The sequence below is a fragment of the Pantoea phosphatilytica genome, from assembly GCF_051025615.1.
GTDB lineage: Bacteria > Pseudomonadota > Gammaproteobacteria > Enterobacterales > Enterobacteriaceae > Pantoea.
Genome location: NZ_JBPFDF010000003.1, coordinates 72370 through 89421, shown reverse-complemented (window position 1 = coordinate 89421; position 17052 = coordinate 72370). Strand labels below are relative to the sequence as shown.

Sequence of the window (17052 nt, the reverse complement as noted above, 5' to 3'; positions counted from 1 at the left end):
TTATTGTCCCGCTATCTTCATTTCAGGCAGCAATACGGAACCGCACTGAATGTTGCTGCGGGTTTCGATGTCGTCACCGATGGTCACCATGTTGCGCCACATCTCTTTGAGGTTACCCGCGATGGTGATTTCGCTGACCGGATACTGAATCACGCCATTCTCAACCCAGAAGCCGGCTGCCCCGCGAGAGTAATCGCCGGTAATGGCGCTGACGCCCTGACCCATCAGCTCGGTGACCACCAGGCCGGTGCCCATCTGCTTCAGCAGGTCATCGAAACTGTGACCCTGGCCTGCGATGCGCCAGTTGTGGATACCGCCAGCGTGACCGGTGCTGGTCAGGCCCAGCTTGCGCGCCGAGTAGCTGGTCAGCAGCCAGGTCTGCAGGACGCCCGCTTTGATGATGTCGCGCGACTGGGTACGCACGCCTTCGCTGTCAAAAGGCGTAGAGGCCAGCCCTTTCAGCAGATGCGGCTGTTCATTGATGGTCAGCCACTCCGGCAGAATCTGCTGTCCCATTGCGTCCAGCAGGAAGGTCGATTTACGGTAGACGCTGCTGCCGCTGATCGCTCCCACCAGATGGCCAAACAGGCCAGTCGCCACCTCCGCAGCAAAAATCACCGGGGCTTTCATGGTCGGCAGCTTACGCGGTGCCAGACGGGAAAGCGTGCGGCGCGCACACTCTGCACCCACCCACTCCGGGCTTTTCAGATCCTCAAACGCACGGCCAATGGTGTAGGCGTAGTCGCGTTCCATGTTGTCATCCTGCCCGGCAATCACGCTACTGGCGAGCGAGTGACGGCTTGAACAGTAGCTCTGCAACATGCCGTGGCTGTTACCAAAGACTTTGATGCCGACATGGCTGTTGAAGCTGCCGCCTTCGGTGTTGGTAATCCGCTTGTCGGCGCGCAGCGCGGCCTCTTCGGCCTGCGCCGCCAGCTCGATAGCGCGATCGGCGTCAATCTCCCACGGATGGTAGAGATCCAGATCCGGCGCATCATAGGCCAGCAGTTCTGCATCGGCCGGACCGGCAAACGGATCGGGGGAGGTGTAGCGCGCAATATCAATCGCCGCCTGCACGGTACGTTTGATCGCATCCGGGCTGAGGTCGGTCGATGAGGCGCTGCCTTTACGGTTCTGATGATAAACGGTGATGCCCAGCGCACCGTCGCTGTTGAATTCGACGTTTTCCACTTCGCCATAACGGGTACTGACCCCGATGCCGGTGGTTTTACTGACCGCGACTTCCGCGCTGTCAGTGCTTGCCTTAGCCAGTTCAAGTGCCTGCGCAATCGCCTGCTCCAGTACTTTTCGCTGTTCTGCAACCTGAGTAGATACGTTCATCGACCTGCCGTCTAATCTTATGTGTGAATGATTTGAGTCTATCAGAGTCAGAGAACAATTTCGCAGTCACCCGATAAACTGGTAGGATTAGCCTCTTTTTTTTGGGAGCCCGGAAATGACTAAAAAGCCCGATGAGTGGCTCGACGATGTGCCAGATAATGACGAAGAAGAAGATGAAGAGATTATCTGGGTCAGTAAGAGTGAAATTAAACGCGATGCCGAAGAGTTAAAACGCCTGGGTGCCGAACTGGTCGATCTGGGGAAAAACTCGCTGGATAAGATCCCGCTGGATGAACGCCTGCGCACCGAGATCGAACTGGCACAGCGCATTAAGAAAGAGGGTCGCCGCCGTCAGCTGCAGCTGATCGGCAAACTGCTGCGCAGTATCGACGTCGAGCCAATCCGCGTGGCGCTGGACAAGCTCAAGAACCGTCACAACCAGCAGGTTGCGCTGTTCCACAAGCTGGAAATGTTGCGCGATCGTCTGATTGAGCAGGGCGATGAGGCGATGAGCGACGTGATTGCACTTTATCCTGAGGCCGACCGTCAGCAGTTACGCAGCATGATCCGTAACGCGCAGAAAGAGAAAGCGGGCAACAAGCCGCCAAAATCTGCCCGTCAGATTTTCCAGTACCTGCGCGAACTGGCCGAAGCAAACTAAAGCCAGACCTGACCCCAGTTGCAGGCAGATTAACGCACGTTCTGACCGGTTCGCCTCGGTCATTGATACAGGCCAGCCGCCGGTATCGCTGGCAAAAAAAGCGCCCGATGCGGGCGCCTGTCGTGTTACTGCAGCCTGTCCAGCAGCTTCTGATGAATCCCCCCAAAGCCGCCGTTGCTCATGACCAGGATCGAGTCGCCTGGCTGAGCGGCTTTTGCCACCATCTCCACCAGCGTGTCGATATCTGCACTCCAGTGGGCTGGCGGGATACAGGCTTCGGCAACATCGGACACCTGCCACGGGATATGGTGCGGCTGGAACAGAAACACCTCATCCGCGCGCGCCAGTGACGGTGCCAGGTCGTTTTTGCTGATGCCCATCTTCATCGTGTTAGAGCGCGGCTCCAGCACGGCCAGGATGCGTGCCCGGCCGCCGACCTTGCTGCGCAGTGCGGCCAGCGTCGCCAGAATCGCGGTCGGATGATGCGCAAAGTCATCATAGACCTTGATGCTGTTCACTTCGCCACGCAGCTCCAGCCGGCGACGGGCATTGATAAAGCTGTTCAGCGCCTGCCCGGCATCTTCCGGCCGGACACCGACATGACGCGCGGCCGCAATCGCCATCAGGCCATTGTGCATGTTGTGCTCGCCCACCAGCGCCCAGTTCACTTCACCCACTTTTTCGCCGTCGAGCCATACTTCCCAGTGTGAGGCGTCGGGCGTCAGTTTCTTCGCCTGCCAGCGTCCGTGGTCGCCCACGCTCTCCTGCTCGCTCCAGCAGCCCATCGCCATCACCTGCCTGAGGTTAGCATCGTGTTCCGGCAGCAGGATCTTGCCCTGCCCCGGTACGATCCGCACCAGGTGGTGGAACTGCTTCTGGATGGCGCGCAGATCGTCAAAGATATCCGCGTGATCAAACTCAAGGTTGTTGAGGATCAGGGTGCGTGGCGCGTAGTGGACAAACTTGGAACGCTTATCGAAAAAGGCACAGTCATACTCATCCGCTTCGATGACGAAGAATGGACTTTTTCCTAATTTTGCCGAGACATCGAAGTTTCCGGGCACACCACCAATAATGAAGCCCGGCTCCAGGCCGCAGGCCTCCAGAATCCACGCTGCCATGCCGGCTGTAGTGGTTTTGCCGTGGGTTCCGGCGACCGCCAGCACCCAGCGGTCGCGCAGCACAAAATCATGCAGCCACTGCGGGCCAGAAAGGTAAGGAATGTTACGTTCCAGCACCGCTTCCACACAGGGATTACCCCGCGTCATCGCGTTGCCGATAATCACCAGGTCGGGTGCCGGGTCAAGCTGGCTCGCGTCGTAACCTTCAGTTAATTCAATACCTTGCTGTTCGAGCAGCGTGCTCATTGGCGGGTAAACGTTGGCGTCGGAACCGGTCACCTGATGACCCAGTGAGCGAGCCAGCACCGCCAGACCGCCCATAAACGTGCCACAAATCCCGAGGATGTGAATGCGCATAACATGATCCATTACTCAAAAGTTCGGCGCACAGTGTAACCCTGCTCGCAGACGGAAGAAACGGATTAGGACTATGGTTTTTGAAGTTCAATCGGCTAAACTGCGTACGCATCCGTTGGCAGACTGTTACGCGTGCTGCCACTCCATCGCAGATTCAGGGAATGTGTTATGAAAACGTTGGGCGAATTTATCGTCGAGAAGCAGCACGACTTTCCGCACGCCACAGGTGAACTGACGGCACTGATCTCAGCTATCAAGCTGGGTGCCAAAATTATTCACCGCGACATCAACAAAGCCGGGTTAGTGGATATCCTCGGTGCCAGTGGTGTGGAAAATGTTCAGGGTGAACAGCAGATGAAACTGGATCTGTTCGCCAATGAAAAACTCAAGGCAGCCCTGAAAGCGCGTGGCATCGTCGCCGGTATCGCTTCTGAGGAAGAAGATGAGTTCGTGATCTTCGAAGGTGAGGAGAACGGCAAATATGTGGTGCTGATGGACCCGCTGGATGGTTCGTCTAATATCGACGTTAACGTGTCCGTCGGCACAATCTTCTCTATTTATCACCGCGTCAGCGAACCGGGTACGCCAGTGGTTGAAGCGGACTTTATGCAGCCGGGCAACAAGCAGGTCGCTGCAGGCTACGTGGTTTACGGCTCCTCCACCATGATGGTTTACACCACCGGTGCAGGCGTACATGCGTTTACCTACGATCCGTCGCTGGGTGTGTTCTGTCTGAGCCACGAGCGTATGACCTACCCGGAGACCGGCTACACCTACTCCATCAACGAAGGTAACTACATTCGTTTCCCGCAGGGCGTGAAGAAATATCTGAAGTTCTGTCAGGAAGAGGATCTGCCAACCCACCGTCCTTACACCTCGCGTTACATCGGTTCGCTGGTCGCAGATTTCCATCGTAACCTGCTGAAAGGCGGCATCTACCTCTATCCAAGCACCGCCAGCCATCCTCAGGGTAAGCTGCGTCTGCTGTATGAGTGCAACCCGATGGCCTTCCTGGCCGAACAGGCGGGGGGTAAAGCCAGCGATGGTCAGCGACGTATTCTGGATATTCCACCGGTCACGCTGCATCAGCGCTGCCCGTTCTACTGCGGTAATGAGGCGATGGTGAACGACGTTGAGCGTTTCCTGGCCGAGTTCCCGGATTGCCGTCAGGGCTAATCCGGTCGCGGTTTAAGCCAGAAAAGCAAAAAGCCAGCGCGCGGTTAACGTGCGCTGGCTTTTTTGATCCGGCGTAACGATGGCCCGACCGGCAGACCGCCGCCGTTCGGGCCCGGAGGGCGGGTTGCTCCCCTGATCGTTATGCCGTCTGCAGCCTGAACTGCGCCATCGTGGCCTGAAGCTGATCGGACTGCGCTTCCAGCGACTGCGTCGCCGCAGTCGCCTGCTCTACCAGCGCGGCGTTCTGCTGCGCTGCCGCATCCATCTGCGTCACGGCCTGATTGACCTGCTCAATACCGCGACTCTGCTCGTCGGAGGCCATAGAGATCTCTTTCATTAGTGAGGTGACGCGCATCACCTCGCCCGAAATCTCATCCATGGTTTCTCCGGCGCGCGTCGCCATCTCGCTGCCCTCTTTCACCCGTGACTGTGAATCGCTGATCAGCGTGCGGATCTCTTTGGCGGCGTTGGCGCTGCGCTGTGCCAGCGTGCGCACTTCGTTTGCCACCACCGCAAAGCCCCGTCCCTGTTCGCCCGCGCGCGCCGCTTCCACGGCTGCGTTAAGTGCCAGGATGTTGGTCTGGAAGGCGATGCCGTCGATCACGCTCAGGATATCGCCAATGCGATTGGCGCTGTCGGTGATCTCATGCATTTTTTCCATTACGTAGCAAACCACCTCCGCACCGCGATCGGCGGTGTCGGAGACGGCATTCGCCAGCTTGTGCGCCTGCTGAGCATTGCTGGCGTTCAGGCGGACCGTTGCTGTGAGCTGCTCCATACTGGCCGCGGTCTGCTCCAGCGAAGCGGCAGACTCTTCGGTGCGCTGCGACAGGTTGACGTTGCCCGCCGCCAGTTCACGGCTGCCGATGTCGATCTGCATACTCGCTTCGCGCACCAGGCTGACCGAGTTGCGCAGCGACGCCTGCATGTCGGCGAGCGCATGGTTAAGCCGTCCCAGTTCGTTGTTGCCGGAGGGCGGCAGCGCCTGTGACAGGTCGCCCATCGAGATCTGCTCAAGATGCACGATCGCCTGGTTCAGCGGCAGCAGCAGCATCCGGCGCAACAGTTGCCAGGCAAGAACCAGCAGCATCAGGGTTAAGATCACCGCCACGGCGATCAGGATTTTCATTTTGGTTTCGTTGTGGGCCGCCTGCGCCAGCTGGGCCTGCGTCACCTGTTCAGCGAACTGGCTGAAGTCGGTGACGGCCTTGTTGTATCCGGCCGCCAGCGTCGCCAGGTTGCCTTCCAGCAGCTGGTAATATTCGTCGGTGTACTGCTTATCCAGCGCGGTCATCATCGGCTTAATGCCCTGGTCGAGATAGGCCTTGTAGCTGGCCGCAATCGCATCCGCCAGCATTTTTCCGTGCGCCGTCACCGTTCCCGCATCCACAAAACGTTTCAGGTTCTGCTGGGATGACACCACATCGGCCTGCGACAGCCTGGTCACGGCCGCGCCCTCCTCCAGCATACCAATTTCGATTTTACGCACCGCCAGCGCCGCGTTGGCGCGGGCCCGCATCAGATCGGCGTTACTCTGATAAAGGCTGTTCAGCTCAATCCCCTGAATGCGGTTGATCACATCCAGCGAGCGGTTGCCTTTATTAATTGCCACGATCCCCATAAAACTCACCGCCAGCAGCAGCAGTGTCATAAATGCCAGCAGTGCCAGCAACCCCGTGCGAAGTGATATCTGTTTCATCCTGATGATTTCCATGTATGAGAAAAGGCGAAAATTTAAGCGGCCCTAATGCGGAAGAGGTATCGGCAATAACGCTCCGAAACTTTAACCCTGATTAATAGAGTGTTAACGCCTTGATCATCCCGGAAACATCCAGCAAGCTGAACGCCGCCCCTTTTTATCCGGAGAAACCGATGAAATCAGGATTGTTTCTGATGCTGCTGCTTGTGAGCACCGCGACGATGGCCGAAGATCTGAAAACCGATGCCTCCCTCGACCGCTGCCTGGATAGGGCCTCGACCACCCTTGCCATGAACCAGTGCTACGCGGCGGCGACGCGGGCCTGGGATCAGGAGATGAATGCGCAGTACAACACGCTGATGACACGCCTCAGCGGGGAGGAGAAGACGACGCTGCGGCGCGCACAGCGTGCGTGGCTGAGCTACCGCGATAGCTGGCTTGAGGCCAGCCGGAGCCGGCTCAAGACCCAGGGTTCGCTGGGCAGCGTGGCTCTGAGCGCCCAGGGGCTGAGCCTGGTGCGCAATCAGGCGCTGATGCTGCAGTCGCTGGGTAAAGGCAGCTGCGCTAACCCTGATGATTGCTGATCGCAGCGGTTTTGACGCTGGCGAGTCAGTGCGCCCACTCACTTTCAGGAAGAGACCATGGCACCTTACGTCCCGACCCTTATTCTTATCGGCCTCGCCGTACTGAGTTACTTCGTTCACAACACCGCAGTCACGATCTCCATTCTGGTGCTGCTGGCGATCAAACTGACCCCACTCTCCCGGTTTTTTCCCTATGTGGAAAAACAGGGCATTACGCTGGGCATCATTATCCTGACCGTGGCGGTGATGGCGCCGCTGGCCAGCGGGTCGCTGCCCGCCTCGTCGCTGATAAAGTCGTTTGCTAACTGGCAGTCAATTGTGGCGATTCTGGTCGGTATTTTCGTCGCCTGGCTGGGCGGACGGGGCGTGAATTTTATGAGCGTCCAGCCTTCGGTGATTGGCGGGCTGCTGATCGGCACGATCATCGGTGTCGCGTTCTTCCGGGGTGTGCCGGTAGGACCATTGATTGCTGCAGGGATTGTTTCGCTGTTAGTGACCGCGAAGTAGCCTTTGGGCGCATTCCGAAACGCTAAAAAGAGGGCATACTTTCAGAGTCAGTTGGCTATAATAGCCGACACTCAACATACGACCATTGAAGGAATGCCCGATGAGTTTGAACCAGGTGCCAGCAGGTAAAGACCTGCCAGAAGATATCTACGTTGTCATTGAGATCCCAGCGAATGCTGATCCGATCAAATATGAAGTTGATAAAGAGTCTGGCGCCCTGTTTGTAGACCGTTTCATGTCTACCGCGATGTTCTATCCGTGCAACTACGGCTACATCAACAACACCCTCTCTCTGGATGGTGACCCGGTTGACGTACTGGTTCCAACCCCGTATCCACTGGTTCCAGGCTCAGTGATCCGCTGCCGTCCGGTTGGCGTGCTGAAAATGACCGACGAGTCTGGCGAAGATGCCAAACTGGTTGCCGTTCCGCACACCAAGCTCTCTAAAGAGTACGATCACATCAAAGATGTGAACGACCTGCCAGAACTGCTGCGCGCCCAGATCACCCATTTCTTTGAGCACTACAAAGATCTGGAAAAAGGCAAATGGGTGAAAGTGGATGGCTGGGACAACGCCGAAGCGGCTAAAGCCGAAATCATCTCCTCTTACGAGCGCGCTCAGAAGAAATAATTCTGCTGCCGGTCTGTAAGTCGAAAAAAAAACACCGTCCATCTGGACGGTGTTTTTGTTCAGGCCCCTGGCTCCTCATCGCGCTTCAGCCAGTCTCCACTCGTGATGTGCTGGCGTCCTGCCACTGAGCGTTGATAGACATAAAGCCATGCACTGCCAAACGGCGTCTGAGTCAGATAACGTTTGTACTCTCCCCCTTTGGTACGGAGCGCATCCAGCTCCGCCAGGGTTGAGGCATCAATGCGGTACACTTCACAATGTACCGTTCCGTTGCCCTCAATTACGCCGGGATAATGGCCCAGACTGTAAAGCTCAAAGCCTTCAATCTGGTGATCACCCAGCCACTGCGCATTCGTCATCCAGTGACTGTTTCCCTGTTTGCGCCGTAAACTGCCGTAGACAATTATTCGCATTGCTAAAACTCAAACTGATAGAGCAAATCGAGAGCCTGATCCACACCGGACACGGCTTCCAGATAGAGTTTGGGCATCAGGCGGTAACGCAAGGTTAACGTCGCCAGTGAATCAAATATGCCAACACCGTATTTTACCTGCAGACCCGGCAGCACATAGCCACTGACCTGCACCTGCTGGCTGTCGCCAACACCCGCAGTATCAACAGCAAGATTGCTGACACCGAACGTCTCCCCGATTTTACCCACAACCTGACCACTTTGTGCAACCCCTAAGCCAACAAGGGCCGAAGTCAGCGCGTTACTGTCGCCGTCGCTGCCTAATCCCTGACCACGCAGCAGGTAGGAGAGCGCCTCCTGTTGCGACATCGCCGGATCGGAGAAGACTTCCGCCTTCGGCTCATCCGCCAGCCCGGTGACCCGCAGACCCGCCGTGACGCCATCTTCGGTGGCATCCGGATTACGAATCGCTTCGAGGTTGACGTAAGGCTGATCCGGCGGACCGGCAAACTGCAGCTCACCTTTACGCACGATCAGATCCTGACCATAGGCATGGAAGCGCCCGGACGGGATATTGATCTGGCCGTTCAGGCCCAGCCCGGATTTATCCTGCACCATCTTCAGGTCGCCATTCAGCTTCGCTTTCAGGCCAAACGCTGAGAGCCGCACATCGTTACCGACGTGGATCACCAGATTACTGTTAATCGGGATCGAGGCGGTTTTTGGTGCAATCGGCTTCAGCTGTTCATCCAGCATCACCTCATCGGACGAGACGCCGGTGGCGCTCTCCGGCACTTCCTGCACCGTGATACGCGCCCACGGAATATCGACACGGCCATCCAGGTTAAAGGCGGCTGGCGTCGCTTCAAAGACCAGATCCGGCGAGACATCCATACGCACCATTGGCGGCACCGTGACACGCACCCGGCTGCCCTGCGCCGCGATGCGCGCACGCCAGTTATCGAGCTGGCTCCAGTCGGCGTTGCCGCTGAGGTTGATGTTGCCCTGCGCGGTCTGCACCAGGCCGTTGAGCGTCGAACTCATGCCGTTGAACACCAGGTTCAGGCTGGCATTGGTCAGATCCACCGGCATAAAGTTGCCATCCACATCCACCCCGGTCAGTCCCAGCTGACCAAACACCTGGGGCTGCTGAATACTGCCGCCCAGGCGCAGGGCGCTGTTCAGACTGCCCTTGATTTTTTCGCCCTGCATCAGCGCCGGATTGAGCATCGCCAGCGAGAGATTGCGGATGTTGACGTTACCGCCCAGCCTGCGGCGGTTTTGCGGATCGTCGATCTGCACATTGCCATCCAGTTGCCCGTTACCGGCGATGCGGATCAGCCAGTCGAGCTGCGCGCGGCCGTTGCGCAGCGCCGCATTCAGGTTCAGCGTGTCAAAGGCGATCGGCAGGCTGTTGCCCTGCACATCCTGCACCACTTTGACGCCGTTGCCCTTGAGCGCCACGGTGCCGGTCGGCAATCCACCCTCTGCGGTCCAGTTTACGCGCACATCTCCGCTGAACAGGCCGCTCAGCTGTGTGGCATCCGGCATAAAGGGTTTAACCATCGCCAGGTCAAAGCGGTTCAGCACCACATGCGCATGGCCTGCCGGTCCGGCTTCGACCGGCTCCGGTACGCAGAGCTGCGCATTGGGGTTCTGCCAGCAGTGCGGACCAATCGTCGCCGTCTGGCGGCTGTTGAGGTAGTCGATCGCCATCGCGCGGGTCAGACGCCACTCCCCGACCGGCGTATCAAAGCGCGTGTCGTTGAGCGACCCTTTCCAGCGTTCGGTCTGGCGATCGAAGCTGCCGTTCAGCGCCAGCTGGCCGGACACCGGCTTGCCCTGCACATTGAGCTTCAGCTGATGCTGCTTTTCGTTGCCGTCGGCGTTCAGCGTCAGCAGGCTGATGTTCAGCGCATCCTGCTTCAGCTGCTCGACGCGCAGTTGCAGCTTGCCCGCCACCTGTTCGCCGGAACGAACGTCGCCGTTCAGCGTAACGCGGTTAATCTGCATCTGCTGCCAGCGCAGGCCGCGACCGTTAAGGTCGGCCAGCAGCTGCGGCGCTTTCAGGGTGCCGCGCGCTTTAATCGTGCCGTTGACAACCCCCCCCAGGCCCGGCAGCGCATTGTCGAGCTGCGGCGCGTTGATGCTGGCGTCGAGATCCAGGCTGTCGCCCAGCGCCCCTTTAACATCCAGGTGGTTGCGTCCCAGCGCCAGTTTGATGCCCGGCACCGTCCACTGGTTGTAGCTGTTACCGGTAAGTGAGCCGTCCGCAGTCACCGCGTTCTGCTTCACATTGCCTTTGAGTTGCAACTGCGGCACGCTCAGCTGCCAGCTGCCGCCATAGAGACTGCCGCGGGTGGTGATTTTGCCATCCAGTCGCGCGGGCCAGTCGGGGTACTGTTTCGCGGTGTTAATGCCTGCCAGCGTCAGTTCGCTGCGCCAGCTGATGGCTTTGCTCCAGTCCACCAGGGCGGTGAGGTCAATATTGCCCTGCAGCGCGGCAATGCGCAGGCGGTCGAGGCTGAACTGTTCGACATTGCCTTTACCCGTCAGCGAGACGCTGGCCGGCGGCACCGACTCCCCTTTCACGGCGGTCTGCAGTGTCATCACGTAGTCGGTGGCCTTGCCTTTGAACTGATAGTCCAGCTTATCCGCCTGATACTGTACCGGGCCGGTTAACGGCCAGCGCAGCTGCGGGCTGGTCAGTTGCAGCGACAGCGGCAGTCCGGCGACCGCCAGCTGCGTCGTGGCGTCGAGCTGCGCGTTGACCGGGCCGGAGAGGTTCAGCCCCAGCTTCAGCTCGTCACGCATCGCGCCACTCAGCTTCAGCGCCAGCTTTTCGCCTTTAATCGGGTCGGTGTTGACCGTGCCGTTGAGGGCGAAATCGACCGGCCAGTTATCCGCCAGTGTCGCCTGTCCGCTGCCGTTGAGCTTGCCCAGATTCGAGTCCACGTCCAGCGTTGTCAGCTGCATCTGACGGTCGGCGGTTCTGGCTTTCAGCAGTAACCGGCTGACCGAAATATCGGTGTCGCCGGTAATACGCAGCTGTTCGCCCAGAATCTGCTGCACATCAATATCCAGCGGCAGACGGAAATCGGGCAGCGCAGGCAGCAGAGGTTGCGCAAACATCGCCTGCAGCGTTTCACCCAGCGGCTTTTCAGCGGGATGAGGCTGCTGCACTTTCGGCTGCACCACCTCTTCATTCACAACTTTCGCCGCCCTGGGCAGCGCAATCAGCAGGCTCTGGATATGGGTCGGATTCAGCGTCAGGGCGCGATCCTGCCACTGCAGGCCGGTGGTGAAATCGAGCAGCGAGATCGCCGTGTCATCGACCTTCACATTAATATTGTGCAGGCCAAGATGACTCAGCGTGATCGGGTATGGCGTGCTGAGGTTGGTGTCGCCACTCTCCTCTTCCGGCGCTGGCGCAGATGGCGTCATCTTTTTGCTGTCGACCACCACGCTGATGTCGCGCAGGGAGATGTCGTCCACGCAGACCGACGAGTGCAGCAGGCAGTTAAGATTCACTGCCAGATGGATCTGCCCGGCATCCACGCTGACGCCCGGCATCTCGTAACGCAGACCGTTGAGCGTCAGGTTGCGCCAGCCGCCGTCTACCTGTTTGATCGACAGGCCGGGCACCCAGCGCGATGCGCCCTTCAGCACCAGATGCAGCCCCGGCGTGGTACCGATTAAAAACGCCACGCCGCCCAACAGCAGCACCAGAAAGATCAGAATACCAATCAGGACCTTTTTCCATAGCTTCATAGTTCAGGCCCCAGTCCGACGTAAAATTGCAATCCATGCTCCTCGTTATCACCAACAGGTCTGGCGATATCAAATTTGATGGGCCCTACAGGTGAAGACCAGCGCACGCCGACGCCCGCGCCGGTTTTAAAGTTGCTTTGTTTGATGTCGTTGACCGCTTCGCCGGAGTCTACAAAGACGGCCCCCCACCATTTACCGGTGACGTTGTACTGATACTCCAGCGATCCGGTTGCAAGTTTTGAGGCACCCGTAAGTTTTCCGTCTTCATCACGCGGAGAGATATTTTTGTATTTATAGCCACGAATACTGCGGTCACCCCCGGCGAAGAAGCGCAGATCCGGCGGGACTTTGTCGAAATCGTTGGTTTCTATCCAGCCAAGGTTGCCGCGGGCCACAAAGCGGTGACTGTCGCCCAGGGTGCGGATCCAGACGTTTTGCGCCTGCAAGATCAGGAAGTCGACGTCAGATCCCCAGGTCGTGTCTGAGACATCGACGGAGTAACGCTGGGTGTCGCCCCAGGTCGGCATCAGGCCACCACGCGAGCGGGTGCGGTTTACGCTGACGCCCGGATAGAGCAGCATGGTGGTATTGGTTACGTTGCCCTGCGTAAAGTGATCCAGGCTCCAGCGCAGATTAACGGCCTTCTGCCAGCCGCTGCTGTTGTCCCAGTTGCGCGACACGGCAAGTGTACTGGTATCGGCTTTGGTGTCATTGAGGTCGGTTCGCTTCAGGCCACCGGAGAAGGTGTAGTACTGCTCCAGCGGGCTTTTCAGCAGGGGCACTTTGTAGCTTAAATCGACCTGCTGTTCCGGCGCAGAGACATAGGCACTGGCCGTCAGGCTGTGGCCCCGATCGTTAACCCAGGGTTTCTTCCAGGTTCCCTTGAGGCGTGGCCCCACATCGGTGGAGTAGCCGACACCCGTTTCAATGGTGTTTTCGACACGGGGCGACATAGCAGCATTCAGCGGCAGCACTTTGGTCTTACGGCCCTTGCTGAATTCCGGCGCGACCACCACCGAATTAAACCAGCCGGTGGCCGAGAGGCGGCGGTTCAGCTCGGCTAAATCGCGGGAGTTGTAGTAGTCCCCCTCTTTAAAGGGCACCAGATTCTGCAGGTACTCTTCGCGGATCTGCGAGCCCTGGAAGGTCACGTCGCCGAAGCGGTAACGCTCGCCGCTGTCGTAATCGATATCCCAGAAAGCTTCGTGCCGCTCAACCGACACGCCAAGCTGGCTCTTTTTAAAGGTGCCGTCGAAGTAGCCGTTGCGCAGGGCGAGATTAGAGAAGCCGCTTTTGAATTTGTCATATTGCCCGTGGTTGAGCTGGGTGCCCACTTTTGGCCGCCCCTGCTTTACCCAGGCTTTGTAATCGGCGTCGTTGCGCGCATCGCCTTCGACCACGATGGTGCTGCCGCCGATTTTAACCGGCTGGCCGGGCGTCACTTTTGCCACCAGCACCGGGCGACCGCCCTGTTCTGGCGCAGGACGGGATTCGAAGTCGATAGTGGGTTCGTAATAACCGAGTGCGCGCAGCCCCTCTTTTATTGCGACGGAGACGCGTGCCCGAAAACGGCCATCGTTTGAGACCTCATCGCTGCCAATGGTCGACAGGCGCGCCCTGACATTCTTTTGCAAATCCCCGGTTAAGCCGTCTACCTGCAATCGCACGGTCGCCGCCTCAAGGGCGGGCGCGGCAAGCAGCAGGCTGGCCATGCAATAAGTGTAAAATCGTGGCACCTGTACTCCTGTTAATCATGCCGGCCCCTTTTCCACGGGGCATTTATTAATCATCTTTGCCCGCACTACCGCAACGGCAACACCCTCATCATAGCCGCACTTTATGGCAAACGGCGACGCAACGCTGACATCTAAGTCAAATAACGCCATATTGTCGGTAAATGAACGGGGGGATACAACTCCTGCAGGCGGGAATGATCGGTCCGGAATGACGCACTCAGATAAATCCGGAACACGCTGGCCGCTCAGGCGTCGTGACACGGTGGTTTGCCCTCTGGCGGCACGATGAGCGCTCCTGCTATAATCGGCCACCACAGGCATCCCGCCTGTTTTCATTTCTGCCCCGACATCTCATTCTCTGTCGATATGGCGCAGACATTTTTGGCACGGATAGCTCTGTTTCATGGATAAACCCGCTCTGTTTGCGCTTACCCACGCTGCCCAGGCCAAAAATGACATGTGGATAACCCTTTGGATCTCATATGTTAGATAGCTTACTCATCATTCTGTTGCTGATCGTAATCAGTGCTTTTTTTTCTCTGTCCGAGATCTCGCTGGCCGCGGCCCGTAAGATCAAACTGAAACTGCTGGCCGATGAAGGCAATGTCAATGCGCAGCGCGTATTGAAAATGCAGGAAACGCCAGGCATGTTCTTCACCGTGGTGCAGATTGGTCTCAATGCCGTCGCCATTCTGGGCGGTATCGTCGGTGATGCGGCGTTTTCGCCGGTCTTCCGGGGCCTGTTTGATCAGTTTGTCTCCCCGGCGCTGGCCGAACAGCTCAGCTTTATCTGCTCCTTCACCATCGTCACCAGCATGTTTATCCTGTTCGCCGATTTAACCCCGAAACGGGTCGGCATGGTGGCCCCGGAAACCATCGCGCTACGCATCATCAATCCGATGCGCTTCTGTTTGCTGGTCATGCGCCCGCTGGTGTGGCTGTTTAATGGCCTGGCTAACGTCTTCTTCCGCCTCTTTAAACTGCCGATGGTGCGTAAAGATGACATCACCTCCGACGATATCTACGCCGTCGTTGAAGCGGGTGCGCTGGCCGGGGTGCTGCGTAAGCAGGAGCATGAACTGATTGAAAACGTGTTCGAGCTGGAGTCGCGTACCGTTCCCTCCTCCATGACCTCGCGTGAGAATATCGTCTGGTTTGATCTGCACGAAGATGAAACCAGCCTGAAAACAAAAATCGCCGAGCATCCGCACTCCAAGTTTTTAGTCTGCAGCGGCGACATCGACCATATCGTCGGCTACGTCGACTCGAAAGAGCTGCTGCTGCGCGTGCTGGGCAATCAGAGCATGGCGCTGAACAGCGGCCTGCAGATTCGCTCTGCGCTGATCGTGCCGGATACGCTGACCCTCTCTGAGGCGCTGGAAAGTTTCAAAACCGCCGGTGAAGATTTCGCGGTGATCATGAACGAATATGCGCTGGTCGTCGGCATCATTACCCTGAATGACGTGATGACCACGCTGATGGGCGATCTGGTCGGTCAGGGCATGGAAGAGCAGATCGTCGCCCGTGACGAGAATTCATGGCTGGTTGAAGGCGGCACGCCGATCGATGACGTGATGCGTGTGCTGGACATTGATGAATTCCCGCAGTCCGGCAACTACGAAACCATCGGCGGCTTTATGATGTATATGCTGCGTAAGATCCCGAAACGCACCGACTTTGTGAAGTTCGCGGGGTACAAATTCGAGGTGGTGGATATCGACAGCTACCGTATCGATCAGTTACTGGTCACCCGCATTGATGAACGACCGCCGGTGCTGAGTATGACCAAAAGCGAAGAAGAGTAGATTCACTCAGCGCCTGTTCTGGCGGGCGTCGGGTGTCAGACTGTGGGCATCGGTGAAGGGGTGATATGCCCCGGTTCAGAGTGATGACGCAGACCCTCTGACCCCGTAAGCATCAAGGGCGCCCATCGGCGCCCTTGTCTTTAGTTGAACTCAAGCTTGAGACGCACGACCTGGCGGTTAATTTCTGACATCACGCTCAGATGCTGTTTGTCTTTGACGCGCGGAATAAGGACTTTCCCTTTATCAAACTCGAACGCGCCAACGTCCTTGATATACAACCTTCCTTTGAACAGCGTTTTTACATATTTCGCTATTTGCAGCGGATTATAGCGCTGGAAGATCTTCATACTGACTAACTCCTGTACATTTTTAAAGCACGCTTCGCCGTTTCCAAATTTGGTGCCAGCCCATGAAGCGCGAATTCGCGATAACTATAGAACACTCAGTCTGGGTGGTGTGCCAAAAAGTGAATTTTTTTACTGAATTGACACATCATTACAGAACACTCTGTTATCAGGCTCACATGACACAGTATAAACCTTCATTGGTTAAGGAATTGTGGCGGGCATAACAAACCTGACACCTTTCCAGGACAGGCGCATCATCCCTGCTTACTATTGCAGTAAAATGACTAACTGGTCTGATCACCTAAGGAAATAGCAATGCGAACAACTCTGGCCGCACTGGCGCTCTCGTTTCTGATCCCGACAGGTGCTATGGCGCACGATCTCAGACAGGAGACGCGTGTTCCGGCGGTGGGCGTCAATGACAAAGGCGAACTGATCCTGCAGCAGGAGAAGTTTAGCTATAAAAACTGGAACAGCGCGCAGCTGAGTGGAAAAGTTCGCGTCATCCAGCATATTGCCGGTCGCTCATCGGCGAAGCAGATGAACGCGGCGCTGATAGAGGCGATCAAGGCCGCGAAGCTGCCCCACGATCGTTATCAGACCACGACTATCGTGAATACCGATGATGCGATACCCGGTACAGGCATGTTTGTGCGCAGCAGCATCGAAACCAATAAGCAGCAGTATCCCTGGTCGCAGTTTATTGTCGACAGCAAGGGCGAGGTACAGCGTGCCTGGCAGCTTCAGCCGGGCAGCTCTGCGATCGTGGTGCTGGATAAGCAGGGCAAGGTGAGATTCGTGAAGGATGGACCGCTGACGCAGGATGAGGTGACCCGGGTGATAGCACTGGTGACCTCGCTGCTGAAGGCGTAACAGCAAAACCCCGGCGCCCGCCGGGGTTTTC

General features: G+C 57.5%; 14 protein-coding genes. 7 read left to right on the top strand and 7 right to left on the bottom strand.

The genetic code is table 11. From position 1 onward, the window contains the following. Entirely contained in the window at window positions 1–1341 is a 1341-nt protein-coding gene (gene pmbA / locus ACR6AS_RS13105; protein ID WP_111139239.1) for a metalloprotease PmbA, read from the bottom strand. A 115-nt stretch (window positions 1342–1456) separates the two neighbouring features. On the opposite strand from pmbA, the gene yjgA reads away from it, so the two are divergent. After that, window positions 1457–2002 carry a ribosome biogenesis factor YjgA gene (gene yjgA / locus ACR6AS_RS13100; protein ID WP_111139238.1) on the top strand — a complete coding sequence of 182 codons (546 nt, stop codon included), beginning with the start codon at window positions 1457–1459 and terminating at the stop codon, window positions 2000–2002. A gap of 125 nt (window positions 2003–2127) precedes the next feature. Here the strand turns inward: yjgA and mpl are convergent, their stop codons facing one another. After that, complete coding sequence (mpl, locus tag ACR6AS_RS13095) at window positions 2128–3480, bottom strand: UDP-N-acetylmuramate:L-alanyl-gamma-D-glutamyl-meso-diaminopimelate ligase (RefSeq protein ID WP_111139266.1); 1353 nt, start codon at window positions 3478–3480, stop codon at window positions 2128–2130. 168 nt (window positions 3481–3648) lie between these two features. On the opposite strand from mpl, the gene fbp reads away from it, so the two are divergent. Further along, on the top strand, window positions 3649–4656 hold the full coding sequence (gene fbp / locus ACR6AS_RS13090; RefSeq protein WP_009087416.1) for a class 1 fructose-bisphosphatase: 1008 nt from the start codon (window positions 3649–3651) through the stop codon (window positions 4654–4656). A 139-nt stretch (window positions 4657–4795) separates the two neighbouring features. On the opposite strand, the gene ACR6AS_RS13085 is transcribed toward fbp, so the two are convergent. Continuing rightward, entirely contained in the window at window positions 4796–6355 is a 1560-nt protein-coding gene (locus ACR6AS_RS13085; RefSeq protein ID WP_111139237.1) for a methyl-accepting chemotaxis protein, read from the bottom strand. Between the two features lie 173 nt (window positions 6356–6528). On the opposite strand from ACR6AS_RS13085, the gene ACR6AS_RS13080 reads away from it, so the two are divergent. The 3 genes from ACR6AS_RS13080 (at window position 6529) to ppa (ending at window position 8077) form a co-directional block, all read left to right on the top strand. Further along, entirely contained in the window at window positions 6529–6939 is a 411-nt protein-coding gene (locus tag ACR6AS_RS13080; RefSeq protein WP_434162433.1) for a lysozyme inhibitor LprI family protein, read from the top strand. A gap of 57 nt (window positions 6940–6996) precedes the next feature. Then, entirely contained in the window at window positions 6997–7446 is a 450-nt protein-coding gene (locus ACR6AS_RS13075; RefSeq protein ID WP_111139236.1) for a DUF441 domain-containing protein, read from the top strand. A gap of 100 nt (window positions 7447–7546) precedes the next feature. Beyond that, window positions 7547–8077: an inorganic diphosphatase gene (gene ppa, locus ACR6AS_RS13070; RefSeq protein ID WP_111139235.1), complete on the top strand. Its 531-nt coding sequence runs from the start codon at window positions 7547–7549 to the stop codon at window positions 8075–8077. 59 nt (window positions 8078–8136) lie between these two features. On the opposite strand, the gene ACR6AS_RS13065 is transcribed toward ppa, so the two are convergent. Genes ACR6AS_RS13065 through tamA form a run of 3 tightly spaced genes read right to left on the bottom strand, consistent with a single transcriptional unit; the run spans window position 8137 to window position 13972 of the window. Beyond that, a complete protein-coding gene (locus ACR6AS_RS13065; protein WP_111139234.1) occupies window positions 8137–8490 on the bottom strand; it encodes a gamma-glutamylcyclotransferase family protein in 354 nt (117 codons plus the stop codon). A 2-nt stretch (window positions 8491–8492) separates the two neighbouring features. Next, complete coding sequence (tamB, locus tag ACR6AS_RS13060) at window positions 8493–12260, bottom strand: autotransporter assembly complex protein TamB (protein WP_367395861.1); 3768 nt, start codon at window positions 12258–12260, stop codon at window positions 8493–8495. After that, window positions 12257–13972: an autotransporter assembly complex protein TamA gene (gene tamA / locus ACR6AS_RS13055; RefSeq protein ID WP_293774610.1), complete on the bottom strand. Its 1716-nt coding sequence runs from the start codon at window positions 13970–13972 to the stop codon at window positions 12257–12259. The genes tamB and tamA overlap by 4 nt, the downstream gene beginning before the upstream one ends. Before the next feature lie 506 nt (window positions 13973–14478). On the opposite strand from tamA, the gene paeA reads away from it, so the two are divergent. Then, window positions 14479–15801: a polyamine export protein PaeA gene (paeA, locus tag ACR6AS_RS13050; RefSeq protein ID WP_111139231.1), complete on the top strand. Its 1323-nt coding sequence runs from the start codon at window positions 14479–14481 to the stop codon at window positions 15799–15801. A 140-nt stretch (window positions 15802–15941) separates the two neighbouring features. Here paeA and ACR6AS_RS13045 read toward each other — a convergent pair whose 3' ends face one another. Then, window positions 15942–16148: a DUF1107 domain-containing protein gene (locus ACR6AS_RS13045; RefSeq protein WP_003855513.1), complete on the bottom strand. Its 207-nt coding sequence runs from the start codon at window positions 16146–16148 to the stop codon at window positions 15942–15944. Between the two features lie 315 nt (window positions 16149–16463). Between ACR6AS_RS13045 and ACR6AS_RS13040 the strand changes: the two genes are divergently transcribed. Next, window positions 16464–17021: a YtfJ family protein gene (locus ACR6AS_RS13040; RefSeq protein WP_111139230.1), complete on the top strand. Its 558-nt coding sequence runs from the start codon at window positions 16464–16466 to the stop codon at window positions 17019–17021. Window positions 17022–17052 lie beyond the last annotated feature (31 nt).

Excerpts from the sequence above, each read along its gene's own strand:
- tamB (WP_367395861.1), bottom strand. The coding sequence starts at position 12,260 with ATGAAGCTATGGAAAAAGGTCCTGATTGGTATTCTGATCTTTCTGGTG.
- paeA (WP_111139231.1), top strand. The coding sequence starts at position 14,479 with ATGTTAGATAGCTTACTCATCATTCTGTTGCTGATCGTAATCAGTGCT.
- ppa (WP_111139235.1), top strand. The coding sequence starts at position 7,547 with ATGAGTTTGAACCAGGTGCCAGCAGGTAAAGACCTGCCAGAAGATATC.
- ACR6AS_RS13045 (WP_003855513.1), bottom strand. The coding sequence starts at position 16,148 with ATGAAGATCTTCCAGCGCTATAATCCGCTGCAAATAGCGAAATATGTA.
- ACR6AS_RS13065 (WP_111139234.1), bottom strand. The coding sequence starts at position 8,490 with ATGCGAATAATTGTCTACGGCAGTTTACGGCGCAAACAGGGAAACAGT.
- pmbA (WP_111139239.1), bottom strand. The coding sequence starts at position 1,341 with ATGAACGTATCTACTCAGGTTGCAGAACAGCGAAAAGTACTGGAGCAG.
- mpl (WP_111139266.1), bottom strand. The coding sequence starts at position 3,480 with ATGCGCATTCACATCCTCGGGATTTGTGGCACGTTTATGGGCGGTCTG.
- ACR6AS_RS13085 (WP_111139237.1), bottom strand. The coding sequence starts at position 6,355 with ATGAAACAGATATCACTTCGCACGGGGTTGCTGGCACTGCTGGCATTT.
- ACR6AS_RS13075 (WP_111139236.1), top strand. The coding sequence starts at position 6,997 with ATGGCACCTTACGTCCCGACCCTTATTCTTATCGGCCTCGCCGTACTG.
- tamA (WP_293774610.1), bottom strand. The coding sequence starts at position 13,972 with ATGGCCAGCCTGCTGCTTGCCGCGCCCGCCCTTGAGGCGGCGACCGTG.
- ACR6AS_RS13040 (WP_111139230.1), top strand. The coding sequence starts at position 16,464 with ATGCGAACAACTCTGGCCGCACTGGCGCTCTCGTTTCTGATCCCGACA.
- yjgA (WP_111139238.1), top strand. The coding sequence starts at position 1,457 with ATGACTAAAAAGCCCGATGAGTGGCTCGACGATGTGCCAGATAATGAC.
- fbp (WP_009087416.1), top strand. The coding sequence starts at position 3,649 with ATGAAAACGTTGGGCGAATTTATCGTCGAGAAGCAGCACGACTTTCCG.
- ACR6AS_RS13080 (WP_434162433.1), top strand. The coding sequence starts at position 6,529 with ATGAAATCAGGATTGTTTCTGATGCTGCTGCTTGTGAGCACCGCGACG.